Consider the following 20,775-nt stretch of genomic DNA (forward strand, 5'->3'; position numbering starts at 1 on the left):
GTTCCTCAATGCCTGTTCCGTGGCCGGGGAGGGCCGGGCTTCCCCGCCTCACCCGACCGCTCGTGAATTTCCCCCGGAACGGAAGTCTGTCTTCTGGACCGTGATAAGCCCATAGTCCGAAAGCGTGAAGCTGTCGACGAAGGCGGTATTTGTACGCCCACCGTTCGGCCCAGTCGTGGTTATGTCGCCGACCGTCACCACCTCACCGTGCGTCACCGTCACTCTGTGCAGGGTGTGCCGCCGTCCGGGTCGGGCCGCGCGGAATCTTTCGATGGCGCGGCGACCCCGTAACGGCGCTATTCCGGGATAGTGCAAAACGGCGTCGGCGGTGAAAAGGGAACCGTATCCGTCGATGTCCCCGATATCGAGGTAGTGGTAGCTGAGCCGCACGTGGTCGATTCCGAGTGCGACGGCGCCGGCACTCGGCCGGGCGTGTTCCCCTGCTCCCGCAGGCGCCATTTCGGCGTCCCTCCACTGAGTCGTCCCGGGGTCGGCCCGCGACCGGGGCCGGCGGGTGCGCCCAGTCTGGCCGGGCCGGCTTGCGGGCCGCTATCCGCGGGCTATCCCGGTCGCCGGGCCACCCTCGGCAGGACCGACGCCGCGCCGGCCAGGACCCGCCGGACGCCGCCGCTCGACCTGGTCATCGACCACCCGGAGCGGGCGGCTCGATCTACGGCCGGCTCTCGTGTCCGTGTTGGCCGTTCCGGTCACTGTGTTGGCGCTTCGGGTCGCTGTGGGAGCAGTTGGTGGACGGCTCGGTCGTTCGCGACCGGCCAACACGGTGACCGGACCGGCCAACACGGTGACCGGAACGGCCAACACGGTGACCGGAACGGCCAACACGGTGACCGGAACGGCCAACACGGTGACCGGGGTGGCGACGCGCGAAAGTGGCCCGAGTGCCAATCGGCGCTATGATCGGGCCATGACCACGGCGGACCGGCACCAGGTGGCGGTGCTCGTCCTGCCCGGCGTGCCGGCGCTCGAATTCGGCATCGCGACGCAGATCTTCGCGACGGACCCGTTCTACGCGATGACCGTCTGCACGACCGGCGGGCCCGGGCCGGTGCCGGGTGACGGCTTCACCGTCACCGCCACGGCCGGCCTTGACGCGCTGGCCGCCGCCGGCACCGTGATCGTCCCGGGCTTCGAGGGCGTCGAGACCCCGCCGGCCGCCGGCGTCCTGGCCGCGCTGCGGGCGGCCCACGGCCGAGGCACCCGGCTCGTCTCCATCTGCACGGGCGCGTTCGCCCTCGCCGCGGCCGGGCTGCTCGACGGGCGCCCCGCGACCACGCACTGGAAGTACGCGGACCTCCTGCGGCGGCTGTACCCGCGCGTCGAGGTCGTGGCGAACCGGTTCTACATCGACGACGGCGACATCCTCACGTCGGCCGGCGTGACCGCGGGCGTCGACCTGTGCCTGCACCTCGTGCGCCTCGACCAGGGCCCCGCGGCCGCCAACAGCCGCGCGCGGTTCCTGGTCGCCCCGCCGCGGCGCACCGGCGGCCAGACGCAGTTCGTCGAGCAGCTGCGCGCCGAGGCGACGGGTGACCGGCTCGCCCCGCTGCGGAGCTGGATGCTCGGCAACCTCGGCGAGGACCTCAGCATCGACGTCCTCGCGCGGCGCGCCCACGTGTCCCGGCGGACGCTCATCCGCCGTTTCCGCGAGGAGACGGGGACGTCGCCGATGGCCTGGCTGGCCGACGCGCGCGTCGACCGCGCGCGCGAGCTGCTGGAGACGACGACGCTGTCCGTCGAACGCATCGGCCGCCGCACCGGGCTCGGCGCGCCGTCGTCGGTCCGGGCGGCGTTCCACCGCCACATCGGCACGTCGCCGCAGGAGTACCGGACGCTCTTCCACCACAGCGGCACCCAGCCGGACCCCTGAGCATCAGGCGAGGGCGAGGACGATCCGCTCGGCGGGCGGCGCCTGGCCGGCCGCCCGGCGTTGCAGCAGGGTGACGCCGGCGGCGATCTCGTGGAACGCGGCCCCGAGCTCAGCTTGGTCGTGCGCCCGCATCTCCGCGGCGAGGCACAACGCCGCGAGCCGCAGGGCGGTGGCCGAGTTCGAGGTCAGGGGCCGCTCCCGCGCGAAGACGGGCCGCGCCTCCAGCTCCAGCTTCGCGGCGACCTGGCGGGCCCATGACGACCCCGTCGTGTGCTCCCGCGCCCGGGACACCTTGCCCGCCAACGTCTCCGGGGACTGTGGCGCGGTGGCGGCCGCGGCCCCCGCCTCTTCGGTCAAGGCCGCGGCGAGGTTCTTCGCCCAGGCGGTGGCGGGGGTGGCGGACCGCAGCAGGCCGGCCTGGGCATGGGCCAGGGCCCGGCCCAGCACCTGGTCGAGGCTGAGCATCCGGATCCGCGCGAGCTCGGGGGTGAGGACGCGGATCAGCGTGCTGTCGAGATCCCGGTCCACGTTCAGGTCGAGCTCGTCCGCCAGATCGAGGACGGCGTCGTGTTCCACCGCGAGGTCGTGGGCCAGCTTCCGGAGCCCGGCCGGCGGCAGGGTGTGGCCGATCGAGCGGACGCGGTCGTTCGGGATCAGCTTGAGCAGCAGCGGCCGCAGCAGGGACGGGGTCGACCGGGCGATGTCGTCGCGCACGTAGTCGACGAGCGTCCGCGCGGGGACGAGGTGGGGGTGGCCGGTCCCGGGGGCCAGCCACAGGTCGAGGCCTTCCAGCCAGGCGCAGGGCGCGACCGAGCGGCCGCGGGCCGGGTCGTCGAGTTCCGCCCGCCGGGGCAGGCGGTAGACGGCCTCGCCGACGAGGACGTGGTTGACCCAGCGGACGAAGGCGGCGGCGTCGCTGCCCCGCACGCCGGTGACCGCGGCGTCCGGTGGCGCCGGCGGCCCGTCCGGGGCGGGTGCCCCGGTGTCCAGCCGGTAGAGGTCGTAGAGACCGCCGGTGACCGGCCGGGCGCAGACCCGGCCGCCGTCGCCGACCTGGACCTGCGGACGCAGCTGCCGGGTGAGCAGGACGGCCGCCCGCAGCCGGCGGTGCCCGGCGTCCTCGCCGGGCCGGGCCGCGGGTTCGAGGAACTCGTCGAGCCGGCTGCGCAGTTCCGGTGCCAGCTCGCTGTTCTGCTCCGCGCAGTCGACGGCGAGGGACAGGGCCGTGACGCCGCCGACGCGCAGGCAGGCGCGGACGATCGGGTCGGCGTCGGACTGCGCGGCGTACAGCAGGGTCGATTCGCGCCACCACAGGTCGTCGACCGCGCCGGTCAGGACGTCGACCAGGCCCTTGTCCCGGGTGTGGACGGCGGCGAGGTACTCCTGGAACGTGTGGTGGGCGAAGGAGTACAGCCCGCTTTCCCGCTCGACGAGCAGCCCGTTGGAACCGACGTCGGCGAGGAACGCCTCCGCGGTGAGGTCGCGGGACACCCGCCGCAGCGCCTTCCCGACCTCGGTCAGGACGTCGGCGCGGGCCAGGTCGCGCACCCGGTCCCGCATCATCGAGTACGCCAGGCTGCGCAGCACCATCTCCTTCTTGTCGCCGCCCAGTGCGATCGGGAGCTTCTTGGCTTCCTGGCGGCGCCAGAGCATGACCTGGCAGATTTCGCAGTAGAGGTCGGCGCGGCTGCCGGGCAGGGCGCCGCGGTACCGGTGCACGTTGGCGATCATCGTCAGCAGCAACGGGTTCGCGGTCAGGTCGCGCAGCGCGACCGCCTCGCCGAGCCGTTCGAGCAGGTCCTCGGTGGCGGCCGCCGCCCGGGTCCGCACCTCGTCGGCGCGGTCGCCGGTGCTGTACCGCTCGACCGCCGAGTACCAGCCCTCGACGAAGCGCTTCACCTGGTCGTCGGTGAAACTGCGGACCTGCAGCACGGTCGCGCCGCCGATGCCCGTGGTCCGGTAGCCGTGCGGGCGCGAGGTGATCACGAAGTCGTTCTTCGGGTGGTGCTGGATCTGGCGCTCGACCCAGTCCGCGACCTTGCGGCGGTCCTCCTGCCGGGCGACCTCGTCCAACCCGTCGAGGAGCACCACGCAGTGGCCGTCCCGCAGCCGCTGCTCGAACCAGCCGGGCGGTTCTTCACCGCAGTTCCGCCCGGCGACACCGCGCACGAGGTCCGCCAGGCCGGTGTCCGGTGCCGACAGTACCGCGTCGATGTGGTCGCGCAGGTGCAGCAGGATCGGCACCCGCCGGTGCCGGCCGCGGCGGCCGAGGCAGATCCGCCGCGCGGTGTGGCGCAGCAGGGTGGTCTTCCCGCTGCCGGGCGCGCCGACGAGGGCCAGCACGACCGGCCGCGGCCGGTCGAGGAAGTCCTGCAGCGACTGCCGGTCGGTGGCGTTCGCCCGCAGGTCGGGCAGCAGGCTGTCGGCGACGTCCTGCGGCGGCCGGAACGTGAGGCTGACGTCGACGAACACCTCGTCCAGCTCCGGCGTGTGGAAGCCGATGGTCGCGAGGCCCTTGAGGTCGATGAACCGCAGGCTGCCGAGCACGAACTCCCGGTACCGCCGGCCGAACAGGGACAACCGCCGGACCAGCCAGCGGTCGAGGCGGTCCACGATCCGCGCCCGCCACCGCTCGCGCAGCTCCCGCGCGATCTCCCCGGTGACCGTCAGCAGCGCGACGACCAGCGCGTACGCGGCCAGCAGCACGCCCGACAGCACCGGGTGGCCGGCCCAGACCGCCACGATCGCGGGTGCGGCCCCCGCCACCACCAGCGCGAACTTGCCCACCGCTCCGGCTCGACTCCCCATGGTGACCAGACGATACGGGGTGTTTCGCCGTTTCGGTGACGTTCGCGGGCGATCCGTCAGCTGGTGCGGCGCGGTACGTTGAGCCCCTCCACCACGAATCGCGGGCGGCCCGACGCGAGGGCGTGCGACGGCCACGACACCGTCACCGCGGCCGTCTTGCCGGGGAGCAGCCACAGGTAGTTCTCGCTGCAGCGCAAGGGAAGGACACGTGCGTCGGTGCGCGCGTCGCGGGCCGAGACCCGGGCCCCCGCGGTGACGACGCGGCCGGTGTTGCGCAGCGTCACCACGGCCTCGCCGCGGTCGCCGTCGCGCCGGATGGGGCCGGCGTGCAGGGAGACGTCGGCCGGGGTCCTGGTCAGCTCCCGCGCGTCCGCCGGGGTGCGGTAGCGCCAGTAGACGTTGCGCGACAGCTCGGCGCCGTCCCGCCCGACCAGCCGCAGGCGCAGCAGGTGCAGGGCCGGCAGCGCGGCGGTGAACGGCACGGTGAAGGCCGCTTTCACCGACGACGCCGGTACCGACACCGGCGCGGTCACCGGCTCGCCGAGCGGGCGTCCGCGCAGGTCGAGCAGCTCGGCGTGCACCGTGGCGCCGTCGAGGTTCCGCGCGGTCTGGTTGACCGCGTGCACCTGCCAGTCCGACAGCCGCGCCTGCACGTGGAGCGGCTCGCAGCCCTTGCGCGCGCCGTGGAAGCTGCCGTTGGTGTCGAGGTCGTAGTCGTAGGTCTGCCAGACCGTGCTGTGGTGCGCCGGGTGCGACATCCACAGCAGCACGCCCGACGCGTCGTCCCACAGCGCCGCGTTGTAGGCCTCGAAGATCGCCCGCATGCTCTCGTAGTTGACGAGCTGGGCCTTCGCGCAGAAGTCGTCGAGCGAGGTCCCCGGCCCGAAGCGGTCCTCGATCGCGCCGCGGTAGGTGTCCGGGTTCTGCCCGCCGCGGGTGCACCAGTCGTGGTGGAACCAGACGTCGCCGATCGGCCACGACGGCTGGTCGCCGGCCAGCCGTCGCATGCTCTCCGCGACCGGCACGGTCGGCAGGCCGATCTCGCTGTGGAACCCGTAGCTGCCGATCGAGTAGGTGTCGCCGTCGAAGTAGCGCGCCGGGTCGATCCACGAGTACGGCCCGTGCCCGGTGACGACGCCGCCGGCCGAGTTGCCCTGGTACCACAGCTCCGGCTGCTGCGCCGCGAGCATCTTCCGCAGGCCGGCGTCCATCGCGGCGGGCGGGTCGCTCTCGTTGGTGGCGCACCAGACCACGATGGACGGGTGATGCCGGTACCGCACGACCGTGTCCGTCGCGATGGTGAGGAAGACGTCGTTGTCCGGCGGGAAGATCGCGTCGCCGGCCCAGAAGTCGTTCCACACCAGGATGCCGTTCTCGTCGCAGGCGGCGAAGAACTCCTCGCGGTTGCTGGAGCCGACCCAGTTGCGGATCATCGTGAAGTTCATGTCGCGGTGCAGCGCGACGGCGTCGGCCATCCGGTGGGGGAGCACCCGGCGCAGCAGCTCGTCGAAGCCCCAGTTGCCGCCCTTGGCCAGCACGCGCACGCCGTTGACGCTGATCTGCAGCGGCGTGCCGGAGTTGCTGACCTTCTTGAGGTCGCGCCAGGTCGCGCCGTCGTCGGAGACCTGCACGGTGAACGTCAGCGCGTACGCGGTCTCCCAGGTGAGCACCACGCGGTCGAACGCCACCGCGGCACCGAGGTCCAGCTGGAGCCACTGGTTGTCGGAGTAGCCGGACGACCAGCGTGTGTCGTCGCGGCCGTCCACGGCGTTCGCGGCCTGGTCGTTCGCGTTGTCCTCAGAGGACGCCGTCGCGGCCTTGCCCTGCGCCAGGTCCGCTCCAGAACCATCCACAACGGACAGCGTCCACAGTGAGATGCCGTAACCGGTGGCGCGCTTCCCGCCCTGGATCCGGAGGTACCGCGCGGTCGTCCGGTCGAACTCCACCGTCTGGGGTGGTGAGTGGTCGGTGGCCGGGTCGATCACGATCGGCTGGGTGGCGGTGTAGCCGAACTGCCGCAGTCCTGTCTGGACGGTCCGGCGGTCGCTGATCTGGCTGCCGACGCTCGCCGTGGTCGTCAACGGGTGCAGCTTCGGGTCGCCGTACCCGTTGGGCCACCACAGTTCCGGCCGCCGCAGCCGCAGTGCCGGGTCGGTCGCCGGGGTGAACGTGACGTCGCCCGCCGCGCCCGCCGCGAGGGTGACGCGGCGGCTGACCCGGACGCCCGCCAGCTCGGCGGCGACCGTCACGGTCCGGGCCGTCGCGGCGGCGTTGCGCACGGGCACGACCAGCGTCACCTCGGCGACCGACGTGTCCGGCAGGTTCGGCAGCCGCGTGTCGACGCGCGGTTCGCCGAGCACGGCGTCACCGGTCGAGCGCAGCCGGACGTGGTTCCAGATGCCCGCGCCGCGGTCGCGGACGCCGGGCATCCAGTCCCAGCCGCTGATCGAGATGTAGCCGGGCAGGTCCTGCTGCTCGGCGTTGGAGTTCAACGTCGAGACGCCGTCCGGGCCCTTGTCGCCGGGGTTGCCCGGGTGCGGCATCGGGTCGATCCGCACGGCCAGCGCGTGCGCGTCCTTCCCGCGCAACGCCGTGGTGACGTCGAAGGCGGCGCGCGCCACCGGGTGGGTGAGCGAGCCGACGGCGGTGCCGTCGACCCAGACCTCGGCGTGGTGGTCGATCCCGTCGAACTCCAGCCAGACGCGGCGGCCGGCGTCGAACCCACGGGGCAGCGTGAACTCGCGGCGGTACCACCAGCTGTGCCGCGAAAGCGCTTCCGGGGCCCGCATGTTGCCGAACCCGGACGTCGGTTCGGGCAGCTTGCCCTGCTCGACCAGTGCCGTGTGGACGGTGCCGGGGACGGTCGCGGGCAGCCACATCGACGTGTCGACACCGGCGCGGGCGAGCGCGGCGCCGTCGGCGGACGGCAGCCGCGAGTCCATGGTCAGCGTCCAGCCCGACTCGACCGCGACGGTCCCGTCCGCGGCCGCTTGCAGGGCGGGCGGCCGGGTGGTGTGGCGGCCCCAGTCGGTCCAGCCGGTGGCGTCCGGCCGCGCGTGATCGGACCGGCCGTAGACCTCGAAGGCGTTGACACCCAAGGGGTTCGCGTTCGCCTGCTGCTTCGCGCTGAGCCGGACCCAGCGGGCCGTGACCGGCTTCGCCGGCGTGACCTCGACGCGGCCGCCGGGTGAGCCGGTGGCGTCGTGGACCGTCTGCCAGGTGTGCCCGTCGGCCGAGACGTCGAGGGTGAACGCGACCGCGCAGCTGGACAGCACCTCCCAGCCGGTGGTGTTCAGGAACGGGTTGATCCCGGACGCCGGGGTGAACACCGGGTCCGCGGCGGTCGCCTCGAACACCAGTACCACCGACTCGATCCGGCAGGCGGCCTGCAGGTCCACGGCGATCCACTGTGGATCACCGGCGCCCGCCCGCCAGCCCGAGCCCTTCACGCCGGTCTCGGCCAGCCCGTCGACGGCGAACCAGGCCGGCGTCGGCGCGTAGGCCGTCGAGGACACCGTCACCGGCCGGTAGCGCGCCAGGTCGGTCGCCTGCTGGGCCTCGGCCGCGGCGGGGAGCGCGGCCGGCACCCCGAGCGCGGCGAGCAGCACGGCGTTGGACTGCAGGAACGTACGACGGGACAAACCGCTCACGGTCCGGGCTCCTAACGGGAGAGCTTGAGATCGACGAACCGCGGGCGGTTGTTGTCGATGTTCGCGTAGAGGTCGGCCAGCTTCTCGCTGTTGGTGTTGTAGGAGATGACGAGCTCCCCGGGCCGGCTGATCTCGGGGTGCGCCGCGACGTTGTAGGTGTAGCGCCCGTTCCCGGCCTCGGGCGCGGTGTAGATCGTCTCGCCGCCGGTGAACGGCCCGACCGGGCTCGTCGCGTGGTAGGCGTGGATGGTGCTCTCCAGGCCCGAGCCGAACGTCGTCAGCAGGTATTCGCCGCCCACCGGCGTGACGCCGAAGGAGCTGCCGACGTTGCGGAGCAGCCGGGCCGACGCCGCCGGGTCGGCCGACCAGCCGTCCGCCGTCCGGAACTGCCACGGCCCGTCGAGCCGGCCGATCGGCGCGCGGGCGACGTGCAGGTACTTCGTGAAGCCTTCGCCCTCGACGCCGTAGATGTAGGTCCACGCGCCGTCGCGCGTCAGCTCGGTGCCCCACTGGACGTTGCCGGCCGACGCCACGTCGGTGAGCTTCTCCAGGCGGAACGTGTACGGGTCCAGCGTCGCGAGCTTGGTCTTCGTCCAGGCGAAGTTGAACGGCGGCGGGTCGTCGGTCGGCGCCTGCTCGAACTCGATGACGCGCAGCTGACCGCCGTCGACGATGCCGTCGCCGTTCCAGTACCAGTAGTCGTTCGGCTCACCCGGGCTGTTCGGCGTCGGTCCGACCAGGGATTTCGGGTGCCCCGGCGGTCCGGGCGCGATCGTGGTGAGCAGGTGCTTCGCGTCCGGTGTGGACAGTACGGCCGAGTTGTGCGTGAACGGCGACGACTCCGGCAGGCTGTCGTCGGCGCGCACGGGCCCGAAGAAGGTGTCGTTGTACAGCCAGACGTCCAATCCGGACGGCAGCCGCGTCGAGTAGGTGCCGTCGGCCGCGGCCCAGCCGACGCCGGGACGCCGGCCGAAGTCCTGCCAGCGCTGGGTGAGCGCGGTGTCGGCGCTCGCGCCGAGAATCCGGAGTGGACGGTTCGTCGCGGCGGCGGGTCCGGCGAGGGCGAGGGAGGCGGTGACGGCGGCGGACAGCGCCAGGGTGCGGCGGAACTTCATGAGTCGCTCCTTACGTGGTCGGCGGTGACCGAGCAGTTCGCCTTCGGCGACGGACGTCCGGGCGGCGTCGAAGGACATCCGGAACGACGACGGCGCGGTTGTCGTCGCGGCGACAACGGCGGCGAACGGGACCAGGCGACGGCGGAAGACGGCCACGGAGGGCTCCCTCGAAGAGCGTGCGGGTCGGGCGCCGACGCTTATCGCGGTGCGGATTGACAACGTTGGCAACGCGGCCCAGTCTCGGACGCCGTTGTCAGCGTTGTCAATGGCCAGGACTGGACAGAACCGCTGTCCGACGCGGGTTCGCAACGCCCCCATGTGGCCTTGGGTGTGGTGGTTCAGCGCCCGGCCGAGCGCAGCGCGACCCCGAGACCCTCGCCGGATCCGCGCGGCACGAGCGTCGTCGGGAGGACTACCCGCCGTGGGCGGGAGCGGTCGCCGTCGAGGCGGGCGAACAGCAGCTCGGCTGCCCTTTTTCCCAGCTCGCGGGGGTCCTGGGCCACCACCGTCACGCCCAGCACCTGGGCCAGCTCCGAGTCGTCGAACGCGACCAGCGCCGTCCGCGGCGCGCCGGACTCGGCGATGGCCCGGGCCACCCCGCCGACGAGACGCGGGTTGTCGGCGAACAACGCCGTCGGGGCGTCGGGCGCGGCCAGCAGCTCCGCGGCGGCCCGGTGGGCAGCCGGGGCGTCGACGGCGTCCGTGCGGACCGCGTGCGGTTCGAGCCCCGCCTCGGCCAGCGCCGCGCGGAAGCCGCGCAGCCGCTCCCGCGCCGTGTGGATCACGGGGGAGTGGCCGACGTAGGCGATCGCGCGGTGGCCCTGCCCGAGCAGGTGCGTCACGGCCTGGCCGGCGCCCTCGGCGTGCGCGGCCAGCACGCAGTCCACCGGCAGCCGCCGCGGCGGGCGGTCGGCGAACACGATCCGCGTGCCGACGTCCAGCTCCGGGCGCAGGTGATCGTGCCGGCGGTCGGCCGAGACCACGATGAGCCCGTCGAGGCGGCGCTCGACGAACGTGCCGAGCAGCCCGCGTTCGCGCGCGGGATCCTCGTCGGAGCTGGCGACGAGGGTGGTGAACGACCGCGCCGTGCTGACCTGCTCGATCGCGCTGAGCATCCCGGCGTAGAACGGGTCGGCCAGGTCCGCGGCGAGCACGCCGATGCCGCCCGCGGGCCGGTCGGTCCGCCGCAGGCCGACGGCGTTGCTGTTGGGCCGGAACCCGAGCCTGCGGATCTCGGCCTGGACGCGCCCGCGCACGTCGTCGCTGATGAACGGGTAGTTGTGCACCACCCGCGACACCGTCTTGACGCTCACCGACGCCGCCGAAGCGACGTCGCGCATGGTGGGCCGCCCGGTGGGCGCCGGTCCACGCCGGCCGGCGCCCGGCCGCTCCGCATCCGAGGCTCGCGTCACGGCGGCGACCCTACCTCAGCCGGGAGTCTTTGCCGGGCAACAGGATTCACCCGGGAACACCGCACCGCCGAGGGCAGACTGGGCCGACTCTGACGACGTCAGCTTCTCGTACGTCTTGACGACCGGTCGCCGGGCTGGTTGCCCTTCGCGCTGCTCGTGTACTGCCCGGCGGACGACGACATCGTCCGCGCCGACGTGGTCGTCGAGGCGAACCCGGACCGGCCGTCGGAGATGCGCGTCGTCGCTGTGCGCCGAGAGGCCGGTGTCCGGTTGCTCAGTCGTTGTTCGTGCTGGTCTTCGGAGATTCGGACGTGCCGTGGTGGCACGCGGCGTAGGGCGAACCCGGCAGTGCCCGGCGAGCGGTGCGATGCTGACGGGATGAGCGATCCGCGGCGGGAACTCGAACGGGCCCGGGACGGTGACGGCCCCGGTGCGGACCAGGCCCGGATCGCCCTGACCGCCGACGCGCCGGACGAACAACTGCGCGCCGCGATGCTCGGCCTGGCCATCGGGCGCGGTGCGGGCAGCAGCACCTGTCCGTCCGACGCGGCCCGGGCCGTCGCCGACGACTGGCGACCGTTGCTGCCGCGGGCCCGGGAGCTGGCGCGCGAACTCGCCCGGGCCGGCGAGGTGCGGCTCACCCAGGGCGGCCGGTCGCTCGATCCGGACGGCGAATGGCGGGGACCGATCCGGATCCGGCGCGTCGATGGCTGAGCCGGAGCGCACGCCGGACGGGCGCTTCATCGTCGTCGACGGCCGGCGGTGGCGGGCCACCGATCCGGAGATCCCGGAGGAGGCCGCGGCCCGGTTGCGCAGCCTGCTGATGCGGGCCCGCCGGGACGTCGGCACGGCCCGCCGCGGCCAGGACGTCGACGCCGAACGGGAGGCCCGGTCTCGCGTGCACACCGCCAAGGTCGCACTCGGCGAGCGTGGCACGCCCTGGTGGGAGCAGGATTCCGCGCAGCGGCGGCAACGCTGGCAGGACGGCCTGGACGCGCTGGGCTGATCCGCTCAGACCGGCTCCTCCTCGCAGAGGTGCTGCGGGCCCAGCACGCGCAGCACGTCCAGGGCGTCGGTGCCGCCGGGTGGTGGGGTGAAGACCCGCAGCCGCTGGTCCGCCGCGGGCGTCGCCAGCAGCTCGCAGTCGAACTCGATGGCGCCGAGCCCGGGGTGGCGCAGCCGGTACCGGTGGGCGCGGCGCACCGCGACCTCGTGCCGGTCCCACAACGCCGTGAACTCGGCACTGGACGCGCGCAGCCGGGCGACCAGCGCGCGCGACGCCTCGTCGTCGCCGCGGCGGGCGACCGCGGCGCGCAGGTCGGCGACCAGCTCCCGGCCGTGCTCCTCGTGCTCTTCGGCCGCGAAGTGGGCGCGGACGGCCGGCTCGGTGAACCAGCGCAGGACGACGTTGCGGTCCTCCCGGGCCACCGTGCACACGCACCCGAACAACGCCAGCGCCAGGTCGTTCTGCGCCAGCAGGTCGCCCAGGTCGCTCAACACTTGGACCGGGACGCCGTCCAGCCGGTCGAGCAGGTACAGCAGGCTCGGCCGCAGGTACTCCCCGGCCCGCGCGCCCTCCGGCGGCCGGTGCCCGGCGAGCAGGTACAGGTGGTCCCGCTCGTCGGTGGTCAGCCGCAGCGCCCGCGTCAGCGCGGCCAGCAGCTGGTCCGACGGCTGCGGGCTGCGGGCCTGCTCGAGCCGCATGTAGTAGTCGGCCGACATCCCGGCGAGCACCGCGACCTCCTCGCGGCGCAGTCCCGGCGTCCGCCGCCGCGGCCCCTCGACCAGCCCGACGTCGCGCGGGGTCAGCCGCTCCCGGGACCGGCGCAGGAAGTCGGCGAGCTCGCCGCGGTGCATGCCCATGTGTCCATGGATAGCACCGTTCGGCGGCCGCATCATCGGACCGCCGGTCCTAGGTGGACCGCTCCGTTCCCGGATCGCCGGAACCGGAGCACGGTCGTGGGGTGAGCGAAACGAGGGAGCAGACGATGAAAGCGGTGCGGTTCCACGCCTACGGCGAGATCGACGTCCTGCGGGTGGACGACGTGGCGTGCCCGGTGCCCGGCCCCGGCCAGGTGCTGGTCGAGGTCCGCGCGGCCGGGATCCAGCCCGGCGAGGTGATGATCCGGGAAGGCGCGCGGCACGGGCGCTGGCCGGCGACGTTCCCCTCCGGGCAGGGCAGCGACCTGGCCGGGGTCGTCGTGCAGGCCGGGCCGGAGGTGCGCGGGTTCGCGGTGGGTGACGAGGTCCTCGGCTTCACCCACGACCGGGCGAGCCACGCGGAGTACGTCGTCGCCGACGACGTGCGGCTGACCCCGCGGCCGGCGGGCCTGCCCTGGGACGTCGCCGGGTCGCTGTACGTGGCCGGCACGACCGCCTACGCCGCGGTGTTCACGGTCGACCCCGGACCGGCCGACACGATCGTCGTGTCCGGCGCGGCGGGCGGGGTCGGGTCCCTGGCTGTCCAGCTCGCGCGCCGGCGCGGCGCCACCGTGATCGGGCTGGCGAGCGAGCCGAACCACGCCTGGCTGAGCGGCCACGGCGTCATCCCCGTCGCCTACGGGGACGGCGTCGCCGACCGGATCCGGCAGGCCGCCGGCGGGCCGGTCGACGCGCTCATCGACACGGCCGGCGACGGCTACGTCGACCTGGCCGTCGAGCTGGGCGTGCGGCCCGAGCGGATCGACACGATCCGCGACTGGTCGGCCGCGGCCCGGGTCGGCGCGCGGACCGCCGGGGAGGGCGCGGCGGCCTGCGCGGTCGTCGTCGGCGAACTGGCCCGGCTCGCCGCCCGCGGCGAGCTCGAGGTGACGATCGCCCGGACCTACCCCCTGGAGCGCGTCCGGGACGCCTTCCGCGAGCTTGAACGGGGACACACCCACGGCAAGATCGTGCTGCGGCCGTGAGCCTCAGCCGGCCGCGAGGGTGCGGTGCAGGAGGGGGAGCAGGCGGTCCCAGTGACGCTGCAGCGCCACCGGGTTGAAGGCGTCGGTGTCCGACATCGTGTAGCCGTGGACGCTGCCGGGGTAGATCTCGGTGGAGTAGCCGGCGCCGGTGGCGGCCAGGGCCCGGTCGAGCTCGTCGACGGCCTCGGGGCGCATGTCGTTCTCGGAAAGCCCGAGGTGGACCTCGGCGGTGAGGGCCGAGAGCAGGCGGTGCGGGCTGTCGGGCGCGTCGGTGACGAGGAAGCCGGGGTGGAACCCGGCGACCGCGGCCACCCGGGCGGGGAACGCCGCCGCGGTCCGCAGCGCCAAGGCACCGCCGATGCAGTAGCCCAGCACCGCGGCCGGCCCGGTGCTGACTTCCGGCTGAGCGGCGAGGAACCCGAGGTAGGCGTCGGCGTCGCGCAGGATCCGCTCGGTGGTGTGCTCCTCGAGCAGCGGCATCAGCCGGGCGATGATCGCGGGCCGGACCTCTTCGCCGATGTGCTCGGGCAGAGCGATCACCGGTGCCGGGCCGTGGCGGTAGTAGAGGTGGGGGACGAGCACGTAGTACCCGTGCCCGGCCAGCTCGCGGGCCTTGCTCTCCAGCTCGGGCCGCAGGCCGAAGGCGTCGGTGTAGAGCAGCACACCCGGGTGCCGCTCGCCGTCGCCGGGGAAGGCGGCGAAGGCGTCGGCCTGGCCGTCCGGGGTGGGAATCCGCAGGGTGGTGCTGGGCATGGCTTCTCCTGTCGTGGTCGATGGGTGGAGCTGGTGATCGACCCGACGGGGGCGGCGCCCGCGCGGCGCTCAGCAGAGCACCGGGTAACCGTTCCGTGCGTGGCGCGAGGCCGTCCCGGTAGTCATGGCCGCGATCCTAGCCTGCCGGACAATTCGGGCGTAACTCGGACGAGTGACGTCGTACCGGCGTCCAGGTGACGGTAAAGCGAACCGGTCGTCGCCGGAACAGGTGTGCACCATTTCACCGTGGTCACGAATTGCGCCGAAAGAGTCGGCCCTGTCGGCGCCCGGGTGTCGTCCCTTCAACGGTTTCCCCGCGCGGCATACGATTTTCCTTCGATCCGGAAAATCGGAAAAGAATCGAGGAACGTTCATGCGAAGACGCATGCGTGCGCGCCGCCTGGGGGCGGCAACCCTGCCTCTCGTGCTCATGGCCGCCGCCTTCCCCCTGCCCGCGGCGGCCGCCTCCGCCCCGCCTCTTTCGGGACTGACGAAATCGGTGCAGGGCACCGGATCCCCGGCGGACCACGGCGCCACCGCGAACTGGGTCGTCCGCTACGACGACCGCGCGAGCACCACCGGCCCCGCGACCATCACCGACGCCGTCGCCGCGGGACAGTCCTACCAGAGCGGCTCCCTGCACGCGCCGCCCGACTGGACGCCGTCGTGGTCCACCGACGGAAGCGCTTTCACGGGCACCGAACCCGCCTCCGGCGTGACGGCCGTGCGCGCGACGAACCCGCGCTCCGGTGCGGACGCGACCGCGTTGTCCGGCAACCTCACCCCGCCCGTGCAGACGATCGCGACGGCGACCGGCGGTGACGGCTTCACCCCGCTGCTGAACCGCACCGCCGACGGCACGCTCCAGGCGTGGAACGTCTTCCACCACGTCAACCCCGCCAACGCGAAGCTCGTGTGCACCGACGCCGGCACCGGCCAGCGCTGCCCGGGCGGCCCGTGGCCGAAGCCGCTCAACACCGCGCCCGGTCCGCTCGGCACCGGCAACACCGGCGACATCGCCAGCACCCTGACCCCGCAGTACGTCCGCGACCCGGCCGCGCCCACGCAGGTCTACTACCCGGCCCTCACCGCCGCCTCCGTCGGGATCGGCTGCCTCGACCTGGCCGCCGCGGCGAACTGCGGGTACTGGCCGCTGACCGCGACCGGCGGGTCCCCGTCCGCCGTCAACAGCATCGCGGGCCTCGTGGAAAGCGGTGGCAACCTGTACGGCGTCGTGAGCACCGGCGCGGTCGTCTGCTGGACCATCGCCACGAAGAGCGCCTGCGGCGGCCAGCCGTACGCGCCGATCGTGCCGCCCAGCAACAACCAGCCGGGGAACACCCTCGCTCACATCTACGGCTCGATGACCGTCGTGGCGGGCAAGGTGTTCGCGTCGTCCTCCGTCCCCGGCGTCGGCCGGCCCGCGCTGGGCTGCTTCGACCCCGCGACGGCGACGGCGTGCGCCGGCTGGGCGGCGTCGAAACCGACCGGCCCGCCCGGGAACTACACCTACAACGCCTACACCTTCTTCAGCACGGCGGGTGCCCCGGTGGGCGCGTGCTCGACGACGAACGGCGCCACCGAGGTCACCACCTGCTTCGCGCTGGACGGCTCGGCGCTCCCGGCTCCGCCGGTCGCGGCGGCCCTCCCGGCCGGGGTGTGGGTTTTCAACCCGGAGGTCGTCACCGACCCGGCCGGCCACCTGCGCAGCTATCTCGCGATCTGGAACGGCGGATTCGCCGGGGCGGCGCTGTGCCACGACTGGACGACCGGCGCCGCGTGCGCGGGCCTGCCCGGCCCGATCACGCACCCGGCGGCGAACGGCGGCAACACGCGGGACTACGGCTACACCTACGACCCGCCCACGGGCTGCCTCATCGGCCTGGGCGACGCGGGTGTGCTGTTCTCGATGGACCCGGCGTCCGGCGCCACGCCGTGCGTCCGGTCCGGCGCCCAGGTGACGCTGAAACCCGGCGACTTCTACTGCGACGGCGGCACCGGGCACGTCCAGGGGTACACGGCCGCGCGGCTGTCCGGCATCACACCGTCCAATGTGGACCTGGCCGCGTCGCGGGTCACCGTCGTCGACCAGAGCGGCACGGTCGTCCCGACGCCCGGCTTCGCCCCGGACGGCTCCGTCGACCTCACCGGCGTCTCGGCCACCGCGCACCCGTCGATCACGGTCACGACGTCGCTGGTGCTCACCAGCGCGGCCGACTTCGGCGGCGGCAACCAGCCGCAGCTGGTCGTCGACTACGCGGGCGACGCGCCGCAGCTGTGCTTCTCGACGACGATCGCGGCGGACTGCGCGGTGACGTCGGTGGCGAACACGGCCACCGGCACCGACACGACGGGCGCGTTCACCTCCAACACGGTGACGCTCCCGGTCGCGCCGGGCACCGCGTGCACGCCGAAGGTGGTGGTGCAGAAGGAGATCTGCACGGCCTCGACGGCGTCGAAGTGCGGACCCGGCGGGGTGGGGCCGTGGGCCAAGCAGGCCCCGGTCGGTCTCCTGGGCCTGCTGAACGCGACGGCGTACTGGCGGATCACGGTGACGAACCAGGGCCCGGTCGGCATCACGGCCGGCCAGGTGGTGGACAGCGTGGAGCCGTCGTGCCAGACGGGTCCGTTCACGCTGGCGGCGGGAACGTCGAAGCAGGTGTACTGCTCGACGTACGCCTTGCTGAGCCTGTTCCCGATCACCAACCGCGCGAAGGCGAGTTACGTGCCGGTGAACGTCCCGTCCGGGACGCCGCCGACGCACTCGGAGTGGTCCTCGGCGACGGCGTGTTCGTTGCTCTGCATCCTCTGATGGGCTCAATGGAGCAAGGTGCTGACCCGTCGCCTTGAGTGACGGTTTCGAAAATCGGGATGCCGCCCGTGGTCGTGGTTCGTTTCCGCGATCGCACGGGCGGCATTTCGGCTCTTCACGGCAAGGGCCCGGGAGTTTGAAACCACCGGTTCGCCGTGCGCGTGATCAATCGACGACAATCGATCCGGTCGAATCGCCGTTGTTACGAAACCGAAGGTCGGTTCACTCGATCGTGTAACTCTCGTCAGGGTCTTCCGGAGTCGATAGGCGAAAAGTGGTGCCGACGGTATGGTCTGCCGTCGGAAGAGCGATCCGAATGGCTGATCGCCCGGATCTTCTGCCATTTCCGGAAGAAAGAACTCACTGTGGACTTCGACGCATTGGCCGGCGAACTGCGGAACCTGCGGGAAAGCGTCGCCGGGGTGACCGACACCGTGCTGGCCGCGGTCGACGGGATACCGATTCTCGCCGACGCGGCCGACACCGTCGACCCGGCGAAGATCTCCGCCCTCGCGGCCGCCGATCTCGGGATCGCGCGCCAGGCCGCGCAGATCACCGGGCAGGGCACGCTGCACCAGACCGTGGTGTTCAGCAGCGAGGGCTACATGGCCGTCTGCGCCATCGGCCGGCTGGCGCTGATGGTCGTGCTGGGGGACAAGGGACTCAACGTCGGGCGGCTCCTGTTCGAATGCCGGCCCGTCATCGAGCGGATCAACTCGATCCTGGCCGCATGAAGCACGGCGCCCATCGGGACCGCGAGGCCGTCGATCACCATTTCACAGAAGGAAGTGACGTCATGACGAACATCGACACCGCACTGAAGGAAGCCATGTCGATCGCCGGCGCCGTCGGCGTCGCGCTGGTCGACTACGAAAGCGGGATGTCGCTCGGCACCAGCGGCAGCGGCGAATGGCTGGACCTGGAGGTCGCCGCGGCCGGCAACACCGAGGTCGTGCGGGCGAAACTGCGGGTGATGTCCTCGCTCGCGCTCAACGACACCATCGAGGACATCCTGATCACGCTGCACCGCCAGTACCACCTGATCCGGCTGCTGAACACGGTGACGTCGCGGAACTCGCTGTTCCTGTACCTGGTGCTGGACCGGGAGCGGGCGAACCTGGCGCTGGCCCGGCACTACCTTAAGCGCATCGAATCGGACCTGCAGGTATAGGCGGCCGCGCACCCGCGGGGGAGGAGACGGCGTTGCCCGGAGGCGGTTCCAGCGCCGCGCTCGTCATCGGCTCGGCGTTCATGGACGACCTCGGGCCCCTGTTCCCGGTGCGGATGAACCTCGCCGGCGAAGACCTGGAGTTCACGTTCGTGCTGTCGGAACATCCGTCCGGCGGTGTGACGCAGTGGGTGCGCACCTGGTCCGGCACCGGGGTGGCCGGCCGGGTGCCGCGGTTCTTCGCCGACGCGGGTGGCCGCCGGATCCGCGTCGAACTCACCGGGACGGCGGTCCGGGCCGTGATCGTCGTGCCGGCGGGCGAGCCGGCCGCCCCGCACCCCGGCCGGTGGCAGGACCAGGTGCCCACGGCGCTGAAGATCACGCTGGAGGAGATCGCGCGGATGCTCTCGCGGTGCCACCACCACGCCGGCGGCGCCGAGCCGCTGATCGACCTGGAGCTCGGGTACCGCCCGGCGGCCGGCTACGAGACCCGGCTCGCCGCGGCCCACGAGTCGGCGCGGGGCTGGGTGCCGCCGGTCCGCCCGGCGCTGGCCATGCGCTGGCGCGCGGCGACCGCGGCCCAGCGCAAGGCGTTCGCCGACGAACTGCCCGAGACGACGACCGCCCGCCGCTGGATCCGCCGGCGACGCACCGCCCGGATCATGGGCCTCGAGGTGGAACTGCCCCCTTGAACGGCGGCCGGGTTCAGCCCGTCGGGCGGCGTGGTGCCGGGGTGGAGCTGAACCGGTCCCGCGTACATCGCGGAGGAATGTCATGGCGGGGTTGTGACGTGGTGCCACTGCCGGTCGAGCGCGAAGACGGCTGGAATCGAGGCATGACTTCGACGGCCAAGAAGCTCGGACGGCGCTTTCGGCTCGGCAGGGTGCGGCCCGGGGACGGAAGCGCACTCCGCGACTACCGTCCCTGGCAGCTCTTCTCCCGTTCGCTGTTCTTCCTCGATCTCGCGGACAGCCACGCGTACGCGGTCGACGTCCGGTACCTCGCCGATGCGAAGAGCCGGAGGCAGCACGAAAGGGGCGCCGGGAAGAGCCCGGCCGCGCTGTACCGGGACGGTGTCCAGGTCGCCCGCTCCAACCTGCCGGCGGCCTTTCCGGTGCCCGGCGGGGTGATCGAGGTCGCCACCAGCGCGTTCGGCCTGAAGCGCCTGCGGTTCGTGGCCGGCGACGGCACCGAGCACACGCTGCGGCCGCACCGCCGGTCCCAGGAAGGACTGCGGGCGCGGTTCGGACAGCGCTATCCCCGCGCCAGTGCGGTCGTCGGGGCCGTGTCCCTCGTCGTCCTCCTGGTCGCGCTCGCCGTCAGCCTGCTCCACGGCGCGGAGGCCCTCACCCGGATCCCGCTCGTCGCCGCGCACGTCGGCGCGTTCACCTCGCCGATCCACCTGCCCACGTGGGCGAAGATCGCGATGGGCGGCGCCGGGATCCTCGCCGGGGTCGAACGCGCCTCTCGGCTCCGGTACAACCGGCTGATCGACTCCGTCGCGTCTTGATCGTCACGACGGCCGGTGGTGAGCGCCACCCCCACACCGGGTCGCCCCGGCAGCCCCCTCGGTCGCGGGGCCTCCAGGGTTCCGGACGCCGGGCGCCAGCCTGGAGGACGAGGGGGATGCGATGAGGTTCCGTGTTCTCGGGACGCTGGAAGCGCGGGCGGCGATGACCGACCAGGAGCGCGCCGAGCACTGCGGCCGAGGCCACGAAACACCGGCCGCCGCCCCGCACACCGGGCGGCGGCCGGTGGGCCTAGCGGATCCGCACCGCGCGCAGGACGTACGCGTCCAGCGCCAGCGGGCGGACGCCGGCCAGCTCGAAGCCCGCGCCGGCCAGCAGCGCGCGGTAGTGGGACTCGGTGCGCTCGCGGCCGCCGACGTTGCACAGCATCCCGGTGCCGAGGCCGTGCTCGGTCAGCACCCGCGCGCTGTTCGCGCCGAGGAACCCGGCCCGCGCCCGGGCCTGCACCTGGTCCCGGCCGCCGCGTTCGAGGACGAGCGTGTCGATCCCGGCGGCGCGCAGCAGGTTGCCCAGCACCAGCCCGGCCGGTCCCGCGCCGACGATGAGCACCGATGTCCGATCGGCCATGAGTTCCCGGCCCGTTCCCTTCCCGAAGAAGGGCGGCCCGCCCGGGCCGCCCGGGGCCAGACCTAACCAGGCCCGCGCCCGCCGGCCCCGCGTGTCGGCCCTCGTGGCGCGATTGATCACCCATACGGGATCTTCCGTCCGAAGAGGACCGCTCGGGCGGGGCTACA

17 protein-coding genes are annotated in these 20,775 nt (G+C 73.1%); 9 read left to right on the plus strand and 8 right to left on the minus strand.

Annotation, left to right across the window (positions count from 1 at the left end):
• Nucleotides 1-48: 48 nt before the first annotated feature.
• Complete coding sequence (locus ACLJQZ_RS41665; protein WP_410626478.1) at nt 49-459, minus strand: nuclear transport factor 2 family protein; 411 nt, start codon at nt 457-459, stop codon at nt 49-51.
• A 466-nt stretch (nt 460-925) separates the two neighbouring features.
• On the opposite strand from ACLJQZ_RS41665, the gene ACLJQZ_RS41670 reads away from it, so the two are divergent.
• A complete protein-coding gene (locus ACLJQZ_RS41670) occupies nt 926-1,888 on the plus strand; it encodes a GlxA family transcriptional regulator (protein WP_410626480.1) in 963 nt (320 codons plus the stop codon).
• Nucleotides 1,889-1,891: 3 nt separating this feature from the next.
• Here ACLJQZ_RS41670 and ACLJQZ_RS41675 read toward each other — a convergent pair whose 3' ends face one another.
• From ACLJQZ_RS41675 to ACLJQZ_RS41690, 4 genes are all read right to left on the minus strand, one after another.
• Nucleotides 1,892-4,696: an NACHT domain-containing protein gene (locus ACLJQZ_RS41675; RefSeq protein WP_410626482.1), complete on the minus strand. Its 2,805-nt coding sequence runs from the start codon at nt 4,694-4,696 to the stop codon at nt 1,892-1,894.
• 56 nt (nt 4,697-4,752) lie between these two features.
• Nucleotides 4,753-8,346 (minus strand): discoidin domain-containing protein, encoded by a 3,594-nt coding sequence (locus ACLJQZ_RS41680; protein WP_410626484.1) that lies wholly within the window; start codon nt 8,344-8,346, stop codon nt 4,753-4,755.
• 11 nt (nt 8,347-8,357) lie between these two features.
• The gene (locus ACLJQZ_RS41685; protein ID WP_410626486.1) at nt 8,358-9,617 is read right to left on the minus strand and encodes a hypothetical protein; all 1,260 of its coding nucleotides are present in this window, start codon (nt 9,615-9,617) and stop codon (nt 8,358-8,360) included.
• A 182-nt stretch (nt 9,618-9,799) separates the two neighbouring features.
• A complete protein-coding gene (locus tag ACLJQZ_RS41690) occupies nt 9,800-10,873 on the minus strand; it encodes a LacI family DNA-binding transcriptional regulator (protein WP_410626488.1) in 1,074 nt (357 codons plus the stop codon).
• Between the two features lie 378 nt (nt 10,874-11,251).
• Here ACLJQZ_RS41690 and ACLJQZ_RS41695 point away from each other — a divergent pair, with 378 nt between their 5' ends.
• Both ACLJQZ_RS41695 and ACLJQZ_RS41700 read left to right on the plus strand, forming a co-directional pair.
• The gene (locus ACLJQZ_RS41695; RefSeq protein ID WP_410626490.1) at nt 11,252-11,587 is read left to right on the plus strand and encodes a DUF3253 domain-containing protein; all 336 of its coding nucleotides are present in this window, start codon (nt 11,252-11,254) and stop codon (nt 11,585-11,587) included.
• The gene (locus tag ACLJQZ_RS41700; protein ID WP_410626492.1) at nt 11,580-11,879 is read left to right on the plus strand and encodes a hypothetical protein; all 300 of its coding nucleotides are present in this window, start codon (nt 11,580-11,582) and stop codon (nt 11,877-11,879) included. The genes ACLJQZ_RS41695 and ACLJQZ_RS41700 overlap by 8 nt, the downstream gene beginning before the upstream one ends.
• Before the next feature lie 5 nt (nt 11,880-11,884).
• Here the strand turns inward: ACLJQZ_RS41700 and ACLJQZ_RS41705 are convergent, their stop codons facing one another.
• Nucleotides 11,885-12,736: a helix-turn-helix transcriptional regulator gene (locus ACLJQZ_RS41705; protein ID WP_410626494.1), complete on the minus strand. Its 852-nt coding sequence runs from the start codon at nt 12,734-12,736 to the stop codon at nt 11,885-11,887.
• A 125-nt stretch (nt 12,737-12,861) separates the two neighbouring features.
• Between ACLJQZ_RS41705 and ACLJQZ_RS41710 the strand changes: the two genes are divergently transcribed.
• On the plus strand, nt 12,862-13,779 hold the full coding sequence (locus ACLJQZ_RS41710) for an NADP-dependent oxidoreductase (protein ID WP_410626571.1): 918 nt from the start codon (nt 12,862-12,864) through the stop codon (nt 13,777-13,779).
• Between the two features lie 3 nt (nt 13,780-13,782).
• Here ACLJQZ_RS41710 and ACLJQZ_RS41715 read toward each other — a convergent pair whose 3' ends face one another.
• Nucleotides 13,783-14,532, minus strand: a complete 750-nt coding sequence (locus ACLJQZ_RS41715) for a dienelactone hydrolase family protein (protein WP_410626496.1) — start codon at nt 14,530-14,532, stop codon at nt 13,783-13,785.
• A gap of 373 nt (nt 14,533-14,905) precedes the next feature.
• Here ACLJQZ_RS41715 and ACLJQZ_RS41720 point away from each other — a divergent pair, with 373 nt between their 5' ends.
• From ACLJQZ_RS41720 to ACLJQZ_RS41740, 5 genes are all read left to right on the plus strand, one after another.
• Entirely contained in the window at nt 14,906-17,344 is a 2,439-nt protein-coding gene (locus tag ACLJQZ_RS41720; RefSeq protein WP_410626498.1) for a hypothetical protein, read from the plus strand.
• A 365-nt stretch (nt 17,345-17,709) separates the two neighbouring features.
• Nucleotides 17,710-18,078 (plus strand): roadblock/LC7 domain-containing protein, encoded by a 369-nt coding sequence (locus ACLJQZ_RS41725; protein ID WP_410626500.1) that lies wholly within the window; start codon nt 17,710-17,712, stop codon nt 18,076-18,078.
• Nucleotides 18,079-18,140: 62 nt separating this feature from the next.
• Nucleotides 18,141-18,515, plus strand: a complete 375-nt coding sequence (locus tag ACLJQZ_RS41730; protein WP_410626502.1) for a hypothetical protein — start codon at nt 18,141-18,143, stop codon at nt 18,513-18,515.
• A gap of 32 nt (nt 18,516-18,547) precedes the next feature.
• The gene (locus ACLJQZ_RS41735; RefSeq protein ID WP_410626503.1) at nt 18,548-19,204 is read left to right on the plus strand and encodes a hypothetical protein; all 657 of its coding nucleotides are present in this window, start codon (nt 18,548-18,550) and stop codon (nt 19,202-19,204) included.
• Between the two features lie 143 nt (nt 19,205-19,347).
• Nucleotides 19,348-20,022, plus strand: coding sequence for a hypothetical protein (locus tag ACLJQZ_RS41740; RefSeq protein WP_410626505.1), 675 nt, complete (start codon nt 19,348-19,350; stop codon nt 20,020-20,022).
• A gap of 250 nt (nt 20,023-20,272) precedes the next feature.
• On the opposite strand, the gene ACLJQZ_RS41745 is transcribed toward ACLJQZ_RS41740, so the two are convergent.
• Complete coding sequence (locus ACLJQZ_RS41745) at nt 20,273-20,608, minus strand: FAD-dependent monooxygenase (protein ID WP_410626507.1); 336 nt, start codon at nt 20,606-20,608, stop codon at nt 20,273-20,275.
• Nucleotides 20,609-20,775 lie beyond the last annotated feature (167 nt).

The sequence above is a fragment of the Amycolatopsis sp. cmx-8-4 genome (assembly GCF_046548675.1).
Classification (GTDB): domain Bacteria; phylum Actinomycetota; class Actinomycetes; order Mycobacteriales; family Pseudonocardiaceae; genus Amycolatopsis.